The sequence below is a fragment of the Pedococcus sp. P3_C7 genome (assembly GCF_056402615.1).
In genome coordinates this window covers 58,105-76,539 of record NZ_JBFUHC010000009.1, presented here as the reverse complement: position 1 = coordinate 76,539, position 18,435 = coordinate 58,105, and the positions used below count along the sequence as shown (strand labels likewise).

Sequence of the window (18,435 nt, the reverse complement as noted above, 5' to 3'; positions counted from 1 at the left end):
TATCAACAGCGCGCCTGACCCCTCTTTGAGGACAAGAGGTTGGGTAACCTGCCCAGCCGAGGTTGGAGGATCGTCATGCGTGACGAATTCACGTCCCGGGTCTCGAGCCTGGCGATGGTGGTAGCAGCCCTCTCGAGCCTGGGCGCGGTGATCTACCTGTCCGTCAGTGGCCAGCAGGTGGACGAGTACCTGGCCGGTCTCGCGGGGCTCACCGTCGGCGCCCTCCTGCCCTCGCCGCTCACGTCGGGACGCACGGCCCCGCCGCAACCGCGCCCCGAGCAGGGACGGCACCGGGTGCCTCGGGGCAGCGCCGACCTCGCACGCTGAGGCGGCGCAGCGCGGCATACCCCATGGATGCGCTGATGGCTCGTGGCACGGGTCACGTCCGTTGTGTCACCGTGCGGTGCGGATCAGCAGGTACCGGTGTTCTCGAAATAGCACAGGAGGCTGACGGGCAGCACGAGGCCTGCCACCATGGCTGCCACGGAAACGGCTATCGCCGATCCCGCCACCCACACCGGCTCGTGATCGCGCCGGTTGGCGCGCAGCGCTGACACGGCCACAGCCATCGCCAAGGCGCCCATGGCAGCTCCCGCGATGCCGAAGTCCTCGATGCTGAAGGCCACTTCGCCGAAGCCCAGCGGAGTGTCCTGCCAACCGAAACCGATGGCGGCTGGCAGCGTCGACAACGCCGCAACGGCAAGGGCGAGGGCGAGGGCGGGGAGCGATCTCCCCTGGTGGCTGGGCGTCCTGCTCACCCGCCGAAGTCTAGGAACTCGATCAGCTGCTCGGCCAGGGACCTGCCCTGCTCGTAACCGGCTCGAGCAGCGGGCGGACGCGTCGACGGGTCCATCAGATTCGTGCCGAATGCCTTGAGGGAGTTGCCATCCGGCAGGATCGTCGCGACCCTGCTGCCGCCCGCGCGCAGCTCGTCGACCTGCGCTGCAAGGTGCATCCCCCAGAGCAGCGGGTGCCGCGTTCGGCCTCCGAGTGGAGAAAGCACCAGCACCCGCCCGTAGCCGGCCGCGAGATCGGCGTTCTCGTTGCGACGGTAACCGCCGTCGATGTATCGAGCGCTGCCGATGCGGTAGGCGACGCCGCTCGCTGTGCTGGCGGCGACGGCGTCCGCCAGCGGCACCGCACTGTGGCGGTCGAACACGACCGGTTCACCCGTGTGGGCATCGACCGCGGTGATCAGCATCCTGCGTTCCGGCCATTGCTGGCTGGGCAGCCGGGCGGCGACGGTGGCGCGCCACCGCGTGTGCCCGGACCCATCCGACGCCGCCTCCAGGTCGAGCGCCGCCGCACCCATTCTGCGGCGCATGTCGGCCGCGTCCTCAGCGGCGGCGATGATTCGGTTCGTTCTCTCCAGGTGGTCGACCACCGGCCCGGTGCGAACGCGTCGACCACTGGTTGCCACCGGAGCAGTCCGCGGCGGGGCCGCAGGGCCGACGATGTCGGCAAGCAGGGTGGTCGGACTCGCGCTGGTGATCTGGGCCGCGGCCGTCGCACCGGCCGACGTCCCGATGACCAGGTCGGCCTCGGTCACATCCAACCCGGCATCCACCAGGCCGGCGCTGACGCCGATGAGCCACGCATTGCCTGCCGATCCGCCCCCACCCAAGACCAACGCCCTGCTCAGGGCTGCCGCCGAGGTCGACGCTCGCTCGCTCATGACCGGGCACTCTATGCACCCGGGAGGCCGACTGCCCGGGTGAGGCTGCCGACGGCTATCGACGTCCACCCCCTGACGCGGTTAGGTAGTTCCGTGTCGACTGCCTCTCCGGTCACCACGGCACGCGGGGTCGTGCGGACCTACCTGATGCTGCTCCTCGGCAACACCCTTGCCCAGGCCCTCATCTGGGGCATCAACACGATCTTCCTGCTCGACGCCGGCCTGTCCAACCTGGAGGCGTTCGCGGCGAACGCCTTCTTCACCGCAGGCATGGTGATCTTCGAGGTGCCCACCGGGGTGGTCGCCGACACGATCGGTCGCCGCGCGTCCTACCTGCTCGGCACGATCACGCTCAGCGTGGCCACGCTGGCCTACGTGGGGCTCTGGCACTGGCACTCGGCGTTCTGGCTCTGGGCCCTGGTGTCCATCGGACTCGGACTCGGCTTCACCTTCTTCTCGGGCGCCGTCGAGGCCTGGCTGATCGACGCCCTGGCTGCGGTCAACTTCACCGGCACCGTGGAGTCGGTGTTCGGGCGCGGGCAGGTGGTGGGCGGAGCCGCGATGCTCGTCGGCTCGCTCGGCGGGGGTGTCATCGCCCAGCATTCGTCGGTCGGTGTCCCGTTCGTCCTGCGCTCGGCGATCCTGGCCGCGATGTTCCTGTTCGCGTCCGTCGTGATGCACGACATCGGCTTCACACCCGACCCGCGTGGCCGCCCCCTCGCCGAGATGCGACACATCGTCGCGACCTCGGTGGACCTCGGGTGGCGGGTGCCTGCCGTCAAGTGGTTGATGGTCGAGTCGCTCTTCACCGGTGGCGTCGCCATCTACGCGTTCTACGCGCTGCAGCCGTACCTCCTGGAGCTCTACGGCGACCCCCACGCGTACCAGATCGCCGGTCTCGCAGCGGCGATCGTCGCAGGGGCCCAGATCCTCGGAGGGCTGCTCGCCCCCCGGCTCCGTCACTTCGTCCACCGCCGGACCAGCGCCCTGGCCGCGATCTCGGCCCTGGGGACGCTGGCGCTCGCCCTGATGGGGCTGGTGCACAGCTTCTGGGTCGTCATCACCCTGGTGAGCGTGTGGGGTCTGCTCTTTGCGGCGTCGATGCCGATCCGCCAGACCTACCTGAACGGCCTCATCCCCTCCAAGCAGCGTGCCACGATCCTGTCGTTCGACTCCCTCATGGGTTCCAGCGGTGGGGTCTGGGGCCAGCCGGTTCTCGGCAAGTCAGCCGACCTGTGGGGGTACGGACCGTCGTACGTTGTCGGTTCCGCGATATCCGCCCTCGCGTTGCCCGCGATCCTCCTCTCACGTCGCCAGAACGCTCCAGCCGATCTGGTCACCTCGAGCCCCACCGCGCCCGGCGTGGGTCCCGCGGCCCCCGTCTGACCACCCGGCCACCGGTCCAGAGCCCTCGGGGCCGCGCCAGTCACGGACGGCGGTTGTAGTACTCGGTGAACTCGCGGCACCGTCCTTCGCCGTCGAAACGGATGACGAAGCAGTTGTCGTAGATGCGGACGAATGGCCCGCCCGGCACCTCTCGGTACGACGATGTGCCGGTGGCCACCACGATGTCGCCGTCCACCGCGACCGGAGAGTACTTCGCCTCGTAGGTGCCCGGCGTGTCGCGGGTCGAGGCGCCACCAGAGGCCCCCTCGCCGAGCCAGGACGCGACGACAGGGTCTCGACCGACCGTCGGCTCGTCAGACGGGTGGTAGCGGTAGACGATGTCCTCGCTGAACAGCCCGGAGACAGCGTCCCGGTCGTAGGACAGCCATGCGTCGACGTACCGGTCGAGCCACTCCTGAGCGGTCTCCCGATCCATCGACCCACCCCCTTTCCGCGTGTCGCGGTCGTCCGGAGGTTCGGACTCGCGTGACGCCGACCTCAGCTGCCCTGCTTCGCCGCCAGCGCCTCGAAGTTCTCGTACAGCTGGGGAACGCCGTGCTTGTCGCGCGCCCTGAGCGCAGCAGGGCCGACGCGCGTCCAGACACCCGCAGCCCACCACCAGTCGAGCACGAGGTCAGTGTCGATCAGCCCGTTCTTGGTGAGCGTGCCGATAGTCTCGCCCCAGTTGAGAACACGGGACACCAGGACGTCATCGATGGAGGCGGTCTCGGGGTCGAAACCGTCGGCCAACACGGCCTGCATGGCGTCTTCGAGGCCCATGGTCGAGCCCCACTGGGCCAGCTGCACGAGCATTACGCCGTCCTGCCGATCTGCCATCTCATCCACCCCATCAGACTGTGACGTGTTCGGACAACGACGCTACGCCGAGCCACCGGCCCACGCCATACGCTCTGAGGACGAGCCACAGACCCGGCGGCGCGGGTCCCCGGACGTCGTGGACGGGTCAACGCCCCACCCTTTCCTTCCACAACCCGCCTTCGAGGCGCACGATGGGACAGTGGAGACGTGGGACGCCATGCGGGCGCGCCGCAATGTTCGGCAGTTCACCGATCAGCCGGTACCCGGCGAGGCGCTCGACCGGATTCTCGAGGCTGGGCGACGCGCCCCGTCGGCGGGCAACTGGCAGCCGTGGGACTTCGTGCTCGTCACCGACAGGGCACAGCTGGTCGAGCTGGCGAAGGTCTGGCAGGGCGCCAGGCACGTCGCCGGAGCGGGGGCCGCGATCGCCATCGTCGCGCCCGAACCACAGGACGACCGGCAGTCCGAGCTGCTCCAGTACGACCTCGGCCAGGCCACGTATGCGATGACGGTTGCCGCGGCCGACCTGGGCGTCGGCACCGGCCATGCCGCCGCCTCCGACCAGGACCGGGCCAGGTCCGTCCTCGGCTTCCCCGAAGGACGATTCCTGGCCTACCTGCTCTCCGTCGGCTATCCGTCGGACAAGCCGTTGGCCGTCATCCGCCAGCTCAACCGGCGGCCCTTCGACGAGGTCGTGCACCGCGGACGGTGGTGACCGCCTGACCGCGTGGTGACCGCGCCGTGCGACTCCTACGCCCCGCGCAGGCCGATCGGGTTGCCGTCCGCGTCCACGAGCACGCACACCCTCGCACCCGGTGCGACCTGACGCGGCGCATCGCGCTCGGTGGCTCCGGCCTCCAGCAGGGTCGCGCGGGTCGCGTCGAGGTCATCGACATCGGCAAAGGCCACCGGTCCCCCACCCGCGCCGGCCGGGTTCAGGGCGACCTCGAAGCCGTCGACGTTGTACCCGACGTAGTAGGGCTCGTCGGTGTGCGGTGCCCCGAGCAACGCGGTGTACACGGCCTTGGTGGCGTCCAGATCGGACACCGGGATCACCAGACTGCGGATCGTGGCACTCATCTTCGTCACCTCCGGGTCAGGACGGTCACCTTTGCGGACCGCCTCTCATCGATGTGTTGAGGCTACGAGTCGGTGAGCATCCGACGCTTCTCGATTCCTGACCCATCCGGCGAGTGCCGCCTCGGCAACGAGCGGCTCAGGCGAGCCCGGCGAACGGACGCACCTCGACCTTGCCCCGGCAGGCCTTGGACCCCTCGGCGGCAAGGCGCAGGGCCACGTCGAGGTCCGGCGCGTCGATCACCCAGAAGCCACCGAGGACCTCCTTCGACTCCAGGTAGGGGCCGTCGGTCAGGACCGGTGTGTCTCCCTGGCCGTCGACGACCGTTGCCGTCGAGACCGGCTCGAGCCCGCCGGCGAAGACCCAGTAGCCCTCGGCCTGCAGCTTGTCGTTGAAGACACCGGTCGCAGCGAACGACTCCTCCATCTCCTCCTTGGAGCCGTAGTTGCCGAACTCGTCCATCTCGGCCGGGCCGTGCACGGCCAGCAGGTAGTGCGTCATGACTGTTCTCCTTCGTTGTCGGTGGTCCGGGTGACCACCTTCCACCCACACCACGAACGGCAACCCACGAATACGACACCGCCCGCCGATACCGTCCCGCGGCGGGCGAGCAAGTGCCACACCCCGACGGTATGCCGTGGTGAGCGTTCAATGGGGTGGGCGGCGGCAACCGACCCGCCGACCTGGCGGAGAACGCAACGTGATGGCCCGTGGCGGTCGACGTGCGAATAATGGTGCCCATGAGCAGACACCTGAGCCCATGAGCGGGGATGGTGGCCGCGATGAGCGGCCGCAGCTCGAGGATCTCGTCGAGCGGGCGCGCACTCGGCTGAGGGACTGGACGGACACGACCGACCATGATCCGGGCGTGGCCCTGCTGGAGCTGTTCGGCTTCGTCGCGGAGCTGCTCAGCTTCCACTCGGAGCAGCTCGCCGGCGAGAGCTATCTCGGCACCCGTCGTCGACCGTCCGTCGCCACGTGCGGGGTCCACCGTGCGACCGTGCTCGACAACGCGGACCCGCTCATGCAGGCGCGCCTGTTCGTCCGGGTCCCGGACCTCGGCGGAGACGACGGTGTGTGGGCCGCGGCCTGCCTGCCCTTCGGTGAAACCCACCAGGTCCCTGCCCCTGGCGACGGGGTCTGGGTCGCCCTCGAATCGTGCGACCCGTCCCGACCGATCTGGTTGGGTCAGCGCATCACCGATTGACCGCCCCGAGGAAAGGCGCCGATGTCACTCGCACGGATCCACAACTTCTCCATCTCCCTCGACGGCTTCGCCACCGGCGAACCGCAGAGCGCCGAGGCGCCCTTCGGTCACGCCGGCCAGCGCCTGCACGAGTGGATGTTCGCCACCCGGTTCTGGGACGCGAGCGGGGCCGCCGGCGTCGACAACGCGTTCGCCGAGCGCCACACCCCCGGCATCGGCGCCGAGATCATGGGCGCCAACAAGTTCGGCCCGCCCGGATGGCGCGACGACCCGGACTGGAAGGGCTGGTGGGGTCCGAACCCGCCGTTCCACACACCGACCTTCGTGCTCACCCATCGGCCGCGTCCCTCGATGGAGATGGAGGGCGGCACCACCTTCCACTTCCTCGATGTCGCCCCGGCCGAGGCGCTCGAACGTGCTCGCGACGCAGCCGACGGGCAGGACGTCCGGATCGGCGGTGGCGCCACCGTCATCCGCGACTTCCTCGCCGCCGGGCTCGTCGACCACATGCACGTCGTCCAGGTCCCCATCGTGCTCGGTCGCGGCGTCCGTCTCTGGGACGGTCTCGACTCCCTGGAGGACACCTACGGCATCGAGGCGATCTCGTCCCCCAGCGGCGTTACCCACCTCACGTTCACGCGCAAGACACGGTGAGACCTGCGAAGCGGCCGGAGATGCAGACAGGGGCGGGCGACTTCGAGCTGACGATGGACGAGCTGCGGGCGGTGGCCGGGTATGCCGCGGCGTGCGCCGAACCTGCACTCGTCATCTTCCTCAGGTCCCGTCCGGACGACCCCCGACCGGCCGCAGCTGTCCAGGCCGCGCGAGTCTTCGCCGAGGGCGCGCCGCGGTCACGACTCCAACGGACTGCCGCGGCCGACGCCCATCGGGCAGCCGCGGACGCGACGACGGACGCCGCACGGCACGCGGCGAGCGCTGCAGGAGATGCCGCCGCCGCGGCATACCTGCATCCGCTGGCGAAGGCGAGGCAGGTGCGCCACATCCTCGGGCCGGCCGCCCACGCCGCCCGGGCGGCCGAGCTCGCACGCGGCGATGACCCGGTGGTCGCCGAGTACGCCGTCACGGCCGCCGCGAAGCGAGCCACGCCGGTCGTCCTTGACGTCCTGTCGCGCTACCCGCGGGTGCCTGGGGCGCGCAGCCGGGTCGCGGTACTCATGAAGCGACTCGAGAGCCTGCTGCGGGATCCCCCTCCGGCGCCGCGGGTGGTCGACGACCCCGGACCCTTCTTCCACGGGACGAAAGCCGACCTGCGCCCGGGTGAGCTGCTCACGCCCGGCTGGCGCTCGAACTACGGCTCGGGGCGTCAGTCCAGACACATCTACCTGACGGCCACCCGCCAGGGCGCGCCACTGGCGGCCGAGCTCGCGCGGGGCACGGGGCCGGGCCGGGTCTACCGGGTCGAGCCCACCGGGACGATCGAGGACGACCCGAACGTCACCGACAAGCGCTTCCCGGGAAACCCGACCCGGTCCTACCGGACCACCGAGCCCCTGCGGGTGGTCGAGGAGATCACGGGCTGGGAGCGTCCTGCGCCGGAGATGATCCAGCACATGCGAGCGCGCATGGCCGAACTGGCCGAGCTCGGGATCGAGGCGATGGACGACTGACGGCGACTGCCCTGACCCTCGTGAGCCCGGCGTCCAGGCAATGTGGTCAGGGGTGTCGACGGTCAGGGGTGTGGACGGTCAGGGCGTCGTGAAGGAGATCGCTGCGTAGTACCTGCGCGACAGGGTGGCGATGGACTGGGCCTTGTCGGTGCCGTTGACGATCCTGCGGGCGTTCACCCAGTCCGCCTTGTGGGGGTTGAAGTAGTCCGACAGCTGCTTGCCCGTGAAGGTTCCGTTGGTCATCCCGAAGAAGATGATCCGCAGGGCGACGTCGAAGTTGAGGGCGAGCTCGGGGTGGTGGACCAGGTCGACCTGGAGGATGTCGCCCATCCGCTGGTAGTTGCCCTTGTGGGTGATCTGGACGAACCCGCGACCGTAGTACCTCTGGTGGGTGACCGGATCGGGCTTGCCGTAGGCGTGGCCCTTTCCCTTGCCGTACTCCTCGATGGGTTGGATCTTGTGGTCGGTCTCGTGGTGCGTGGTGCCCAGCATGTAGGCCAGCCAGCGCAGGTCGTCGGTCTTGTGGAACTTCTCCCACCGGTCGAGGAAGCCGTCGAGCCCGTCGACCTGGCTCTGCCTGAGGTGTCCGTCGAACAGTGCGACCCGAACGTGGTCGAAGAAGAACTTCCGGTTGATGTCGCCCACTTCAGTGCCTCCTACCCTTCGCTACCGAGGGTGCATCGGCACAACCACATGCGTCATCGCGCAAATGGCGTACAAACCCCCACGGCGCACGGGTGCGCTCCAGCAGCCGGGCGACGGAGGACGCTCACGCCTCGAGGGTGTCCAGGCCCTTCGCGATGGCGAACCGGACCAGTTCGATGCGGTTGTGCAGCTGCAGCTTCCCGAGCGTGTTCTGCACGTGGTTCTGCACGGTGCGGTGCGAGATGAACAGGTCGGACGCGATCTCCTTGTAGGACATCCCCGTCGCGACCAGCTTGAGCACCTCGGTCTCGCGTTCGGTCAGCTCGGGGATCGGCCGCGACGGATCGGCCTGCGGCTGGGTCGACATCCTGCGGAACTCCCCCAGCACCAACCCGGCCAGCCCCGGCGTGAACACGGCCTCGCCGCGGGCAGTCGCCCGGACGGCCGCCACGATCTCCTCCCGCGAGGCGGACTTCACGAGATAGCCGGTCGCCCCGGCCTTGACCGCCTCGAGGACGTCCTGCTGCTCACCGGACGCCGACAGCACCAGCACCCGGGTGGCCAGCGAGCCCAGCGCCGCGCACACCTCGTGCCCGCGCATGCCTGGCAGGTTGAGGTCGAGGACGAGCACGTCGGGCCGAGTCGCCTTGGTCCGGTTGACCGCGGCGGGTCCATCATCCGCCGTGGCCAGCACGGTCATCCCCGCCTCGGCGAGGTCGCGCGCGACCGCGTCCCGCCACATCGGGTGGTCGTCCGCGACGACCACGCTCACCGGCGCAGCCGCCGCGGGCTCGGGTTGCTGGTCGGTCATCGCACTCCTTGGTTGTCGCGTCCGCTGTCGCGTCCCTTGTCGCGTCCCTTGCGGATTCGCTTGCTGATTCCCTCGCTGCGTCCGGCATCGCGTCCGCCATCCTTCGGGGCACGCATCCGGACGGTCACCCCGGCACCCTCTCGCACCGTGTAGTCCGCCGTCCCACCCAGATCGGTCAACCGCCCGCGGATGCTCGAGGAAGCGCCCATCCGGCCCGCCGCGGCCGCCTCGTCGAGGCGACCAGCCGGCATACCCACGCCGTTGTCACGCACGGTCAGGGCGACCTCGCTGCCGTCGTCCTCGACGAGGACCCAGGCCTGGGCCCCGTCCCCGGCGTGCACGCGCACGTTGTCGAGAGCGGCTCCGACGGCTGCGACGAGCTCGCCGGCCACGCGCGGTGGCACGAGCACCGGGTCGGCCGGCGCGACGAGGTGGACCTGTCCCCCAGCGAACCGTCCGAGCTGCTGGCGCAGGTCCAGGTCGCCGGTCACGGTGGCTTCGGTGTCGGCCGACGAGGTCCCACTCACCAGGGCGCGCAGCAGGCGTTCCTGGTCGGCGGCCATGCCCCCCAGCTGCGCGGCCTCGCCGCCGAGCTGGGTGCCGCGTCGGTTGATGAAGGCCAAGGTCTGCAGGACCCCGTCGTGCACGGTGCGGGCGAGCCGCTCCCGCTCGCGCACCTGGGCCTCGAGGGCCAACGCCTCGCGCAGCTTGGCGTGCCCCTCTCGGGCGAGGTCGCAGGCATAGCCGATGAGGGCGCCGATGAGGAGCAGCAGGACGATGTTGTTGACGGTGTTGGGCGTGGGTTTCCCCACCTCGACCACGTCGACGATGCCGATGAAGACCGCCGCCGGTATGCCGCCCTTGCGGCCCAGCAGCACGGCCGCCGACACGACGCCGGCCGCAGGCCAGATCGTCGGCAGGGTGCGCGAGCCCTGCTCGATGGCCGCGGAGGTGTCGACCACCAGGGTTGCCATGATCGCGGCAGCCCCGAGCAGCAACTCGACGACGACCAGCCACAGCCGACGGCGACGGTAGAGGACGAGGAAGACGGTCCAGAGGCCGAGCACCGCGAGGACCGTCCAGCCCAGGGCTGGCCGCGCGAGGTCGTGCGGCCGGTCCGCCAGGGAGTACGCGGCATACGCCAGGGCGATGGGCCGGAAGACGTCGATGCCCTTCCAGAAGGCAGACACGACCTCGGGCTGGGAGTCCGGGGCCGCGATGGCGCGGCGCGCGGACAGGCTCAGGTGCCGCGCCACGGCGAAGGGGTCCTCAGCTCGCCGCGCGGGCGCCGGGGGGCACCTCGTCCGAGACCGACTCGGCGTCGCGCGGGACATCGTCGCGGTCAGCGGCCGCCTCGTCCTCGGTGCGGTCGTCGTCAGCGCCGGTCCGCTCGTCGATGTCACCGACGGCGTCGTCGACGCTCGGGCGCTGCCCCTTGCGCGAGGTCTGGTCGTCCCCGGCGTCGAGGGCCTCCTCGAGCTCCTTGGCGGCCGAGCCCGGCAGGGCTGCCTCCTGGAGCTCGCGCGCCTTGGTCTTCGCAGCGGCGAGGATGCGGTCCTTCATGGACGTGGCGTACATGTCGACGTACTCCTGGCCGGACAGCAGCATCAGCTCGTACATGATCTCGTCGGTGATGGAGCGCAGGACGAAGCGGTCGTCCTCCATGCCCTCGTAGCGCGAGAAGTCGAGCGGCTTTCCGATCTTCACACCGATGCGGATCAGCTTGGGGATCTTGGTGCCGGTCGGCTGGGCCTTGTCGGTGCCGATCATCGCGACAGGGAGCACCTTGACCTTGCCCTCGAGGGCCATCCGGGCGACACCGGTGCGTCCACGGTAGAGCCGGCCGTCGGGGCTGCGCGTCCCCTCGGGATAGATGCCGAGCAGCTCGTCGCGGCGCAGCACCTTCAAGCCAGAGCGCAGGGCCGCCTCACCCGCGCGACCGCCGGAACGATCCACGGGCAGCTGACCGACGCCGCGGAAGAACGCGGCGGTCAGGCGGCCCTTGAGGCCTCGTCCGGTGAAGTAGTCGGACTTGGCCAGGAAGGTCATCCGGCGCGGGATGACCAGCGGGAGGAAGATGGAGTCCGAGAACGACAGGTGGTTGCTCGCGAAGATGGCTGGGCCGTCGTCGGGAATGTTCTCCTCGCCCTCGACCCACGGGCGAAAGAGCAACTTGAGGATCGGGCCAAGAACGACCGTCTTGAGCACCCAGTAGAACACCAGCACACCTCCCGAAGTGACGCCGTGAACTCTACGGTACTCAAGGCGTCGTCGCGGCCCGTGCGAGAATGCGCGCCACCCCAGCTCCGTTTCTGCCCCTGCCCCAGGAGTGACCGTGTCCCTGCTTCCCGGCGCAGAGCCCTACTCCCACGATGGATCCGACACCGGTGTGCTCTTGGTCCACGGCTTCACGGGGACCCCACAAGGCGTGCGTCCCTGGGGCGAGTACCTCGCCGAACGCGGCTACACGGTCCGGGTTCCGCGGCTGCCCGGGCACGGGACGACGTGGCAGGAGCTGAACCGCACCAGGTGGGAGGACTGGTATGCCGTCGTCGACACCACGTTCCGCGAGCTCCACGAACGCTGTGGCCGCGTCTTCGTCGGCGGGCTGTCGATGGGCGGGGCGCTGGCCCTCGCCCTGGCCGCAGAGCACGGCCCGCGGGTCTCGGGGCTGGTCCTGGTCAACCCCGCGGTGAAGTTCGAGGACTGGCGGATCCGGCTCGTCCCACTCCTCAAGCACGTCATGCCCAGCGCTGCTGCCATCGCCAGCGACATCAAGAAGCCCGGGGTGGTCGAGCTGGCCTACGACCGCTCGCCGGTGCACGCGGCGCACTCGCAGTTCACGGCCTGGAAGAACGTCATCCGCGACCTGCCGGAGGTGACCCAGCCGGTGCTCCTGCTGCACTCGCCGCAGGACCACGTCGTGCCCGCGTCGAGCTCGGAACTGATCCTGGCCCGGATCTCCAGCGAAGACTCCACCGAGATCCTCCTCCACGACAGCTACCACGTGGCTACCCTCGACAACGACGCGCCACGTATCTTTGAGGAGTCGGTGCAGTTCATCGAGCGGCTGAGCTAGGCCGAGTTCGTCCAGCCATCCGGCTCGATCCAGACCAAGGGGCATCCCATGAGCGACCGCGACGTCGACGCCGAGTTCGCGGACATCATCGCGCGCTGGGACGAGGTCCAGTCCCTGCCCGACAACCCCGACAGCCCCGCCTCCGCCGAGTCCCCCACCTCCGCCGACTCCGCCGACCGAGGCTCCGGCTCCCAGGATGGCGACACCAGCGACCCGTCGACCGAGGGCGCCTCAGGCCCGGCTTCGGGTCAGCCCGCAACGGGGGTCAACCCGCCGCTGCGGCCGACCGTGAACCCACCCCCGACCAGGCCGTTCGTCGTGTGGCGCGGAGCCGAGCAGCCGGGAGCCGCCGAGGACGCCCCGGATCCGGTCGAGCTGCGCGACCAGCGCGACCTCGACGACGACGAGCACTTCGAGCCCGGCCCGACGGCGCCCCTGCCGCCCCAGGAGGACCTTCAGTTCTGGGGCATCATCGTCGGTCTCGTGGCTGGTCCGCTGCTCCTGCTGTGGCTGGTGCTGTTCCGGCCGAACGTCAGCAGCTGGTGGACGCTCGGAGCCCTCGGACTCACGGTCATGGGGTTCGTCCTGCTCGTGATGCGGCAGCCGCAGGCCCGCGACGAGGACGACCCCGACAACGGAGCCCGCGTCTGAGAGCTGCGGCCAGGCGGGTGCCGTGCCCCTTCTCGGGGCGTCACCCGGAGGGGCTGCCCGCTTCCGCCTGCTCGACCGTGGACTCGGCCACCGGTGGTCCGGCCTCGGTCTGTGCCGTCGGGACCACCTGAGGGTCGAGGTCGACGTCGACCCACGTCGGGCGGTGGTCACTGGCTGCCACCAGGTCGGCGACCTCGAGAGGGACCTCCTGGTGCGGGAGGACGCCCAGGTCGGGCGAGGCGAAGATGACGTCGAGCAGCTTGCGTGGTGCCGTGGCCGGGTAGGTCGGGGCGGTCGGCGAGATCAGGCGCAGCGGGGAGGCGAACAACCGCCAGGCCCGGCCCGTCTCTCCCTCGTTGAGGTCGCCTGCGAGCAGCACCGGCCCGCCGCTGGAGACCGTCCTGAGGATCTGTCCCGCGTGCCGCTCACGTTCGTCGGCATCGAGGCTCAGGTGCACCGAAGCCACCACGAGCGGCTGGTGACCGGCGGGCCCGACGCGCAGCACGGCATACCCGCGGGTGCGTTGGAGGGCTGCGACGCGCAGCCGGTAGTGGCGCGACTCGGGCACCTGCACGCGCAATGACGTGAAGATGGTCGTGCCGCCGCTGCCGCGGTGCCGCCCCGACCAGAACATCCCGCACTCCGCGGCGAAGGCCGAGACCCGCCACGTGGAGAAGAGCCGCCGTGGGACCTCCTGGAGACACAGCACATCGGGATCGATCGCGCGGACGACCCGGGCGGCGGCGCGACGGTCGAGCGTGAAGTCCTTGACGTTGTAGGACGCCACGCGCATCGTGCTCATGCGCCCTCGGCGCCGGCGCGTCCCAGGGCGTCTCGTCGGGCCAGGTCCGCGGCGCCGATCAGTCCGGCCTCGTTGCCCAGGGCCGCGGCCACGATCCGCGCTTCGGGGCGGTAGCCCCGACCGGTGAGGTGACGCCGGAACGCGGCGCGAGCCGGCTCCAGCAGCAGGTCGCCGGCCGCGCTCACCCCACCGCCGACGACGAAGATGCCGGGATCGAAGGCCGCCGCGAGGTTGGCGATGCCCAGGCCCAGCCACTGCCCGATCTCACCGAGCAGCTCGGTCGCCGTCGAGTCACCCTCGCGTGCCGCCTCGGTGATCATCGGCCCGGTGAGCGCTGAGACGTCACCACCGGCGCGCGCGAGCAGGTCACTGGCCATGGGGCTGTTCGCCGTCATCAGGGAGCGGGCCTCACGGACGAGGGCGTTGCCCGAGGCGTACTGCTCCCAACAGCCCTTGTTGCCGCACTCGCAACGCTGACCGCCCGGCACCACCTGCATGTGCCCGAACTCCCCCGCGATCCCGAAACGGCCGCGCATGATCTGGCCGTCCATGATCAGCGCGCCACCGATGCCGGTGCCGAGGTTCACCATGACGACGTGTGAGTCCCCTTGTGCCGCACCGAATCTCCACTCCGCCCAGACAGCAGCGTTGGCGTCGTTGTCGACCGAGATCGGCACCGGGACGCGGCGCTGCAGGTTGGCTTCGAGCGGTTCGTCGCGCCAGGACAGGTGGGGGGCGAAGACCACGGTGGCCCGGTCGGCGGCCACGAACCCGGCCGCTCCGATGCCGACCGCGACCACGTCGTCCCCGGCGACGTCGATGAGCTCCCTGACCACCTCGACGATGGTGTCCTCGACCACGCCCGGACTCATGGACCGGTGAGGCGTGTCCCGTCTCGCCCTGGCCACGACGGAGCCATCGGCGTCGACGACTCCCCCGGCCACCTTGGTGCCGCCGATGTCGATGCCGACGGCCAGCCCCGAGCTCACGACCCGACGCCCTCGGCGGCAAGCGCTGCCGCGCCGATCAGCCCGGCGTCGTTGCCGAGGCGAGCGGCCACCATGTCGGCGACCGGCCGGTGGCCGCGCCCCGTCAGGTTGCGTGCGTATGCCGCGTGGGCAGGCCCGATCAACAGGTCGCCGGCGGCGACGACACCGCCGCCGATGACGATGAGCTCGGGGTCGAGGATGGCGGAGACCGAAGCGGCGCCCTCCCCCACCCAGCGGCCCAGGTCGGCGAGGAGCTCGACGGACGCCGAGTCCCCTGCCTGCGCGGCGCTGGTGACGTGGTGCCCCCTGAGGAGGCTCGGGTCGCCTTCACAGGCCTGCGCCAACGCCGCGGCGCTCAGGGCGCCCGACGCCACGAGCTCGCGTGCCTCACGGACCAGGGCGTTGCCCGACGCGTAGACCTCCCAGCAGCCACGGTTGCCGCAGCCGCAACGGATGCCGTCGGGGACGACCCGCATGTGCCCGAGCTCGCCACCGATGCCGAAGGCGCCGCGTAGCAACCGCGAGTCGACCACGACGCCACCACCGATGCCGGTGCCGACGGTGATGAGCACCATGTCGTCGGCCTCGGTGGCCGCCCCGTACCGGAACTCCCCCCACGCCGCGGCGTTGGCATCGTTCTCGATCGTGACGGGCTGGTCGACGAGGGCCTCGAGCCGCATCTTGAGTGGTTCGTCGCGCCACGCGAGGTTGGGGGCGAAGAGCACGGTCGAGCCGGTCCGGTCGATGAAGCCGGCGCAGGCAACACCCACGCCCCGGACGTCCGTACGGTCCGCGCCCAGCTCGGCAACGACGGCAGCGACGTCGTGGGCGATCTGGTCCGGGTCGTGGGCGGGGGTGTCCCTGCGGGCGCGCGCCAGGATCTCCCCGGTCGCGGAGACGACCCCGGCCGCGATCTTGGTGCCCCCGATGTCCACCCCGATGGTGACGCTCATGAGCTGGCGCTCCCCGTGTGGTGCTCGTCCTCGTCGTCCACGACGATGTCCTGCACCCGGCCCCGTGCCGCGCCGGACGACTTCCCCGCAGCCTTTCCGCCTGCCGTTCCCGAGGCCCTGCCCTGCGCGGTTGCGTCGTCCGTACGGCGTTGTCCCGCCATGTCGCGCAGGGTGGCTGCGAGCGCCCCCGCGAGGTCGGCCAGCCGGTCCACGGTCTCCGGTCGCACCGAGCGCAGCAAGCCGATGCCCTGGCAGACCGGGCACAGCTGACAGGTGACGGCCTGCCCCACGCCGTTCGCGGCACCGCAGGAGTCACACCGAGGCGCCTGGCCGCCGCCGGCGTCGTGGTCGCGGTCAGGACCGGCATCGTCCGGTGACGTCCGCCCACGACCCGCCGCCGCGGCATACCCGGCCTGGGTGGTGCTCGCCCACCCGCCGAGGGCGTCCAGCAGACGGGCTGCCTCCTGGGCCACCGTGCCCACGGCAGGGCGTTCGTCGTCAGCCACGCGGCCAGACCTCCTCGTCGGGGACGAAGCGCACCCGCAGCAGACCATCGCGCACAGAGGCACCTTCGACCACACATCGTTGCAGAGCCGCGGGGAGGGTCAGCACCCGGCGGTGCTCGCCCACCGTCACCACCAGCTCGTCGTCGCGGCGCTGGAGGCCGAGGTCGGCTGCGTGCGCGAGCGGCAGCGGCAGCGTCATCACGAAACCCTCCGGCGTCCGATCGACCGTCAGGCCGCGATGGGTGACCGGCGACAGGACGTCGGTGGCGCCCTCCTGCGCCTCGGCGAGGTCGGCGAGCGCATCGGCCCCGATCGGCTCGGACGACAGATAGGGAGTCACGACGACCGGCAGCCCGGCGAAGGACTCACGGACCTCGACCAGGCCCTCCTGCTGCGCCGCGTTCCAGGAGGCGCGCCAGGCATCGGGTGCGTGGCGCCCCGCCTCGGCGGCGGCGTCCGGGAAGACCCGGTTGACCACGACCGCGTCGACGACGAACCCGTAGAGGGACAGCGACGTCCAGGTCCGCCGGGACTCGGCGATGACGACGCGCTCGGGAGTGAGGACCAGGCGCACCGAGGTCTGGTCGCCCGTCAGGATGCGGTGCACGGCGCGCATCTGGCGGTGCCACCCGGTGACCGCCTCGACCACCGCCACGTCGGGCAGGGGCACCCCGGCGGCAGCCGCCGCGGCCGGGCGCAGCGTCCGGATCAGCCCACGCTGGGCGGGCAGCAGGCGTTCGAGGTGCCAGGCGAGGGCTTCAGGCAGCGCGAGCAGCCGCAACGTCTCAGCGGTCGGCGCGCAGTCGACGACAACGAGGTCCCACGGACCCGACTCCACCTGCGCGCGCAGCTCGAGCAGGGCCGCGATCTCCTCGGCACCTGGCAGACGGGTCAGCTCCTCGGCGACCACCGCGTCGATGCCGACCGTGTCCAGGACCGAGAGCAGGTAGTCCTGCACCACCCGCCAGGACTCGCCGAGCAGGTGCGGTGGGGAGATCTGCAAGGCGGAGAGGCCGGGTTCGACGTCCACCGGCGCCCCGCCGCCGTCGCGGCCCGAGCGGGGGTCCACGCCGAGGTCGACACCCAGCGCGTCACCCAGCGAGTGCGCCGCGTCGGTCGACATGACCAGCGTCTTGACGCCGGCGCGAGCCGCGCGGACCGCAGTGGCGGCAGCTGTGGTGGTCTTGCCGACACCACCCTTGCCGGTGAAGAGGATGACCCGCATGGCTACCGGCGCCCTGGGGCGACGGCCTGCCTCAAGCCTCCACCCGCTTCTTCAACGACTTCAGCGCGGTGTCGATGATGACCTTCTCGGCCTTGCGCTTGAGCATGCCGAGCATCGGGATCTTGACGTCGACCGCCAGGCGGTAGGTCACCGTCGTGGCGTCCTTGCCCTTGGCAGCCAACGTGTACGAGCCGTTCATGGCCTTGAGGACGGTCGCCTCGACCAGGCTCCAGGACACGACGCCGGTGCCGTTCTTGGCGACGTCCCACTCGTAGTCGAGGGTGTAGGTGTCCTTGATCGCCCCTGCGTCGAGGGTGAACTGCACCTGGTCGGCCCACCCGTCTCCCTCCTCGGTGAGGATGGTGACCTTCTTGACCTCGGTCGCCCACTGCGGATAGCTCTCGAAGTCGGCGATGACGTCCAGGACCTCACCCGGCTTGGCGTCGATGTCGATGCTGGATTCGGTGCGGTCGGCCATGCGCGGAAGGTTACAGCGCCGAGCCTTTCGACGACGACCGCGGCTCCTGACGGCGACCCGTCGTTCCCGACGGCCACACGGTCACTGAGGGGCGCCCTCGAGGCGGTCCTTGAGCTCGTGCACGGCGCGCTTCCACCGCAGGGTGTGCCGGGTGGCCACATCGCGCGGCGCGCGGGGCCCGCGCGTGCCTCTGACGTAGTGGTGCACCACCACGCCGTCGCGGAACGGCTCGAGCCAGACCTCCATCTCGCCGACGACCTGTCCGGTCACGCTCCAGCGCACGCCCTTCAGCCCGCGGTCCCTGAGGACGGCCCGGGTCACGTGTGGCCAGATCTGGTCGGTCCAGGCCTCCTCGTCGAGGCTTGCACGCACGACCTGGGGCGCAGCCCGGATGAAGGTCTCGTCGACGATGTCGATCCTGCGGTCCCTCACCCGGACAGTCTTTCGCACCTCACGCCGCGATGTGACGGAGCCTTCAAAGAACGCCCTCCCCCGGTGCACCT

The 18,435-nt window shown here is 70.5% G+C and carries 25 protein-coding genes and 1 pseudogene; 9 read left to right on the top strand and 17 right to left on the bottom strand.

Going from position 1 to position 18,435, the window contains the following annotated elements:
- The first annotated feature begins 75 nt into the window (after window positions 1-75).
- A complete protein-coding gene (locus AC1DS4_RS13140; RefSeq protein ID WP_477613197.1) occupies window positions 76-327 on the top strand; it encodes a hypothetical protein in 252 nt (83 codons plus the stop codon).
- 83 nt (window positions 328-410) lie between these two features.
- Here AC1DS4_RS13140 and AC1DS4_RS13135 read toward each other — a convergent pair whose 3' ends face one another.
- Entirely contained in the window at window positions 411-758 is a 348-nt protein-coding gene (locus AC1DS4_RS13135; protein ID WP_477613198.1) for a hypothetical protein, read from the bottom strand.
- Window positions 755-1,675, bottom strand: coding sequence for a patatin-like phospholipase family protein (locus AC1DS4_RS13130; protein ID WP_477613199.1), 921 nt, complete (start codon window positions 1,673-1,675; stop codon window positions 755-757). Before AC1DS4_RS13130 ends, AC1DS4_RS13135 begins: the two co-directional genes overlap by 4 nt.
- Window positions 1,676-1,822: 147 nt before the next feature.
- Here AC1DS4_RS13130 and AC1DS4_RS13125 point away from each other — a divergent pair, with 147 nt between their 5' ends.
- Window positions 1,823-3,061, top strand: coding sequence for an MFS transporter (locus tag AC1DS4_RS13125; RefSeq protein WP_477613433.1), 1,239 nt, complete (start codon window positions 1,823-1,825; stop codon window positions 3,059-3,061).
- Between the two features lie 40 nt (window positions 3,062-3,101).
- Here AC1DS4_RS13125 and AC1DS4_RS13120 read toward each other — a convergent pair whose 3' ends face one another.
- Both AC1DS4_RS13120 and AC1DS4_RS13115 read right to left on the bottom strand, forming a co-directional pair.
- On the bottom strand, window positions 3,102-3,497 hold the full coding sequence (locus tag AC1DS4_RS13120) for a nuclear transport factor 2 family protein (protein WP_477613200.1): 396 nt from the start codon (window positions 3,495-3,497) through the stop codon (window positions 3,102-3,104).
- A gap of 62 nt (window positions 3,498-3,559) precedes the next feature.
- Window positions 3,560-3,898, bottom strand: coding sequence for a DUF4760 domain-containing protein (locus AC1DS4_RS13115; RefSeq protein ID WP_477613201.1), 339 nt, complete (start codon window positions 3,896-3,898; stop codon window positions 3,560-3,562).
- 181 nt (window positions 3,899-4,079) lie between these two features.
- Here AC1DS4_RS13115 and AC1DS4_RS13110 point away from each other — a divergent pair, with 181 nt between their 5' ends.
- Complete coding sequence (locus tag AC1DS4_RS13110; RefSeq protein ID WP_477613202.1) at window positions 4,080-4,595, top strand: nitroreductase family protein; 516 nt, start codon at window positions 4,080-4,082, stop codon at window positions 4,593-4,595.
- A 35-nt stretch (window positions 4,596-4,630) separates the two neighbouring features.
- Here the strand turns inward: AC1DS4_RS13110 and AC1DS4_RS13105 are convergent, their stop codons facing one another.
- Both AC1DS4_RS13105 and AC1DS4_RS13100 read right to left on the bottom strand, forming a co-directional pair.
- Window positions 4,631-4,960: a VOC family protein gene (locus tag AC1DS4_RS13105; protein ID WP_477632282.1), complete on the bottom strand. Its 330-nt coding sequence runs from the start codon at window positions 4,958-4,960 to the stop codon at window positions 4,631-4,633.
- A gap of 136 nt (window positions 4,961-5,096) precedes the next feature.
- Window positions 5,097-5,459 (bottom strand): YciI family protein, encoded by a 363-nt coding sequence (locus AC1DS4_RS13100; RefSeq protein WP_477613204.1) that lies wholly within the window; start codon window positions 5,457-5,459, stop codon window positions 5,097-5,099.
- Between the two features lie 259 nt (window positions 5,460-5,718).
- Between AC1DS4_RS13100 and AC1DS4_RS13095 the strand changes: the two genes are divergently transcribed.
- The 4 genes and pseudogenes from AC1DS4_RS13095 (at window position 5,719) to arr (ending at window position 7,793) form a co-directional block, all read left to right on the top strand.
- Entirely contained in the window at window positions 5,719-6,165 is a 447-nt protein-coding gene (locus AC1DS4_RS13095) for a phage baseplate assembly protein V (protein ID WP_477613205.1), read from the top strand.
- A gap of 21 nt (window positions 6,166-6,186) precedes the next feature.
- Window positions 6,187-6,819 (top strand): dihydrofolate reductase family protein, encoded by a 633-nt coding sequence (locus AC1DS4_RS13090; RefSeq protein WP_477613206.1) that lies wholly within the window; start codon window positions 6,187-6,189, stop codon window positions 6,817-6,819.
- A gap of 20 nt (window positions 6,820-6,839) precedes the next feature.
- Window positions 6,840-7,229, top strand: a pseudogene (locus AC1DS4_RS13085) (putative immunity protein); the annotation flags it as partial.
- 111 nt (window positions 7,230-7,340) lie between these two features.
- The gene (arr, locus tag AC1DS4_RS13080; RefSeq protein ID WP_477613434.1) at window positions 7,341-7,793 is read left to right on the top strand and encodes an NAD(+)--rifampin ADP-ribosyltransferase; all 453 of its coding nucleotides are present in this window, start codon (window positions 7,341-7,343) and stop codon (window positions 7,791-7,793) included.
- A gap of 78 nt (window positions 7,794-7,871) precedes the next feature.
- On the opposite strand, the gene AC1DS4_RS13075 is transcribed toward arr, so the two are convergent.
- The 4 genes from AC1DS4_RS13075 to AC1DS4_RS13060 all read right to left on the bottom strand — a co-directional run bounded on the left by AC1DS4_RS13075 (window position 7,872) and on the right by AC1DS4_RS13060 (window position 11,469).
- On the bottom strand, window positions 7,872-8,438 hold the full coding sequence (locus AC1DS4_RS13075) for a glycoside hydrolase family 19 protein (protein ID WP_477613207.1): 567 nt from the start codon (window positions 8,436-8,438) through the stop codon (window positions 7,872-7,874).
- A 124-nt stretch (window positions 8,439-8,562) separates the two neighbouring features.
- Window positions 8,563-9,249, bottom strand: coding sequence for a response regulator (locus tag AC1DS4_RS13070; protein ID WP_477613208.1), 687 nt, complete (start codon window positions 9,247-9,249; stop codon window positions 8,563-8,565).
- A complete protein-coding gene (macS, locus tag AC1DS4_RS13065; protein WP_477632283.1) occupies window positions 9,246-10,505 on the bottom strand; it encodes a MacS family sensor histidine kinase in 1,260 nt (419 codons plus the stop codon). The genes AC1DS4_RS13070 and macS overlap by 4 nt, the downstream gene beginning before the upstream one ends.
- A 13-nt stretch (window positions 10,506-10,518) precedes the next feature.
- Window positions 10,519-11,469, bottom strand: a complete 951-nt coding sequence (locus AC1DS4_RS13060) for a lysophospholipid acyltransferase family protein (RefSeq protein WP_477613210.1) — start codon at window positions 11,467-11,469, stop codon at window positions 10,519-10,521.
- A gap of 115 nt (window positions 11,470-11,584) precedes the next feature.
- On the opposite strand from AC1DS4_RS13060, the gene AC1DS4_RS13055 reads away from it, so the two are divergent.
- Complete coding sequence (locus tag AC1DS4_RS13055; protein WP_477613211.1) at window positions 11,585-12,328, top strand: alpha/beta hydrolase; 744 nt, start codon at window positions 11,585-11,587, stop codon at window positions 12,326-12,328.
- 48 nt (window positions 12,329-12,376) lie between these two features.
- Complete coding sequence (locus AC1DS4_RS13050) at window positions 12,377-12,979, top strand: hypothetical protein (protein WP_477613212.1); 603 nt, start codon at window positions 12,377-12,379, stop codon at window positions 12,977-12,979.
- A gap of 40 nt (window positions 12,980-13,019) precedes the next feature.
- Here AC1DS4_RS13050 and AC1DS4_RS13045 read toward each other — a convergent pair whose 3' ends face one another.
- The 7 genes from AC1DS4_RS13045 to AC1DS4_RS13015 form a co-directional block, all read right to left on the bottom strand.
- Window positions 13,020-13,781, bottom strand: coding sequence for an endonuclease/exonuclease/phosphatase family protein (locus AC1DS4_RS13045; protein ID WP_477613213.1), 762 nt, complete (start codon window positions 13,779-13,781; stop codon window positions 13,020-13,022).
- Entirely contained in the window at window positions 13,778-14,770 is a 993-nt protein-coding gene (locus AC1DS4_RS13040; protein ID WP_477613214.1) for an ROK family glucokinase, read from the bottom strand. The genes AC1DS4_RS13045 and AC1DS4_RS13040 overlap by 4 nt, the downstream gene beginning before the upstream one ends.
- The gene (locus AC1DS4_RS13035) at window positions 14,767-15,723 is read right to left on the bottom strand and encodes an ROK family glucokinase (protein WP_477613215.1); all 957 of its coding nucleotides are present in this window, start codon (window positions 15,721-15,723) and stop codon (window positions 14,767-14,769) included. The genes AC1DS4_RS13040 and AC1DS4_RS13035 overlap by 4 nt, the downstream gene beginning before the upstream one ends.
- The gene (locus AC1DS4_RS13030; protein ID WP_477613216.1) at window positions 15,720-16,229 is read right to left on the bottom strand and encodes a hypothetical protein; all 510 of its coding nucleotides are present in this window, start codon (window positions 16,227-16,229) and stop codon (window positions 15,720-15,722) included. The genes AC1DS4_RS13035 and AC1DS4_RS13030 overlap by 4 nt, the downstream gene beginning before the upstream one ends.
- On the bottom strand, window positions 16,222-17,454 hold the full coding sequence (locus tag AC1DS4_RS13025; protein ID WP_477613217.1) for an ArsA family ATPase: 1,233 nt from the start codon (window positions 17,452-17,454) through the stop codon (window positions 16,222-16,224). The genes AC1DS4_RS13030 and AC1DS4_RS13025 overlap by 8 nt, the downstream gene beginning before the upstream one ends.
- A gap of 31 nt (window positions 17,455-17,485) precedes the next feature.
- The gene (locus AC1DS4_RS13020; RefSeq protein ID WP_477613218.1) at window positions 17,486-17,932 is read right to left on the bottom strand and encodes an SRPBCC family protein; all 447 of its coding nucleotides are present in this window, start codon (window positions 17,930-17,932) and stop codon (window positions 17,486-17,488) included.
- 81 nt (window positions 17,933-18,013) lie between these two features.
- Window positions 18,014-18,364: a hypothetical protein gene (locus AC1DS4_RS13015; RefSeq protein WP_477613219.1), complete on the bottom strand. Its 351-nt coding sequence runs from the start codon at window positions 18,362-18,364 to the stop codon at window positions 18,014-18,016.
- Window positions 18,365-18,435 lie beyond the last annotated feature (71 nt).

Excerpts from the sequence above, each read along its gene's own strand:
- AC1DS4_RS13140 (WP_477613197.1), top strand. The coding sequence starts at position 76 with ATGCGTGACGAATTCACGTCCCGGGTCTCGAGCCTGGCGATGGTGGTA.
- AC1DS4_RS13130 (WP_477613199.1), bottom strand. The coding sequence starts at position 1,675 with ATGAGCGAGCGAGCGTCGACCTCGGCGGCAGCCCTGAGCAGGGCGTTG.
- AC1DS4_RS13125 (WP_477613433.1), top strand. The coding sequence starts at position 1,823 with ATGCTGCTCCTCGGCAACACCCTTGCCCAGGCCCTCATCTGGGGCATC.
- AC1DS4_RS13120 (WP_477613200.1), bottom strand. The coding sequence starts at position 3,497 with ATGGATCGGGAGACCGCTCAGGAGTGGCTCGACCGGTACGTCGACGCA.
- AC1DS4_RS13115 (WP_477613201.1), bottom strand. The coding sequence starts at position 3,898 with ATGGCAGATCGGCAGGACGGCGTAATGCTCGTGCAGCTGGCCCAGTGG.
- AC1DS4_RS13105 (WP_477632282.1), bottom strand. The coding sequence starts at position 4,960 with ATGAGTGCCACGATCCGCAGTCTGGTGATCCCGGTGTCCGATCTGGAC.
- AC1DS4_RS13100 (WP_477613204.1), bottom strand. The coding sequence starts at position 5,459 with ATGACGCACTACCTGCTGGCCGTGCACGGCCCGGCCGAGATGGACGAG.
- AC1DS4_RS13095 (WP_477613205.1), top strand. The coding sequence starts at position 5,719 with ATGAGCGGGGATGGTGGCCGCGATGAGCGGCCGCAGCTCGAGGATCTC.
- AC1DS4_RS13090 (WP_477613206.1), top strand. The coding sequence starts at position 6,187 with ATGTCACTCGCACGGATCCACAACTTCTCCATCTCCCTCGACGGCTTC.
- arr (WP_477613434.1), top strand. The coding sequence starts at position 7,341 with ATGAAGCGACTCGAGAGCCTGCTGCGGGATCCCCCTCCGGCGCCGCGG.
- AC1DS4_RS13070 (WP_477613208.1), bottom strand. The coding sequence starts at position 9,249 with ATGACCGACCAGCAACCCGAGCCCGCGGCGGCTGCGCCGGTGAGCGTG.
- AC1DS4_RS13050 (WP_477613212.1), top strand. The coding sequence starts at position 12,377 with ATGAGCGACCGCGACGTCGACGCCGAGTTCGCGGACATCATCGCGCGC.
- AC1DS4_RS13045 (WP_477613213.1), bottom strand. The coding sequence starts at position 13,781 with ATGAGCACGATGCGCGTGGCGTCCTACAACGTCAAGGACTTCACGCTC.
- AC1DS4_RS13035 (WP_477613215.1), bottom strand. The coding sequence starts at position 15,723 with ATGAGCGTCACCATCGGGGTGGACATCGGGGGCACCAAGATCGCGGCC.
- AC1DS4_RS13025 (WP_477613217.1), bottom strand. The coding sequence starts at position 17,454 with ATGCGGGTCATCCTCTTCACCGGCAAGGGTGGTGTCGGCAAGACCACC.
- AC1DS4_RS13020 (WP_477613218.1), bottom strand. The coding sequence starts at position 17,932 with ATGGCCGACCGCACCGAATCCAGCATCGACATCGACGCCAAGCCGGGT.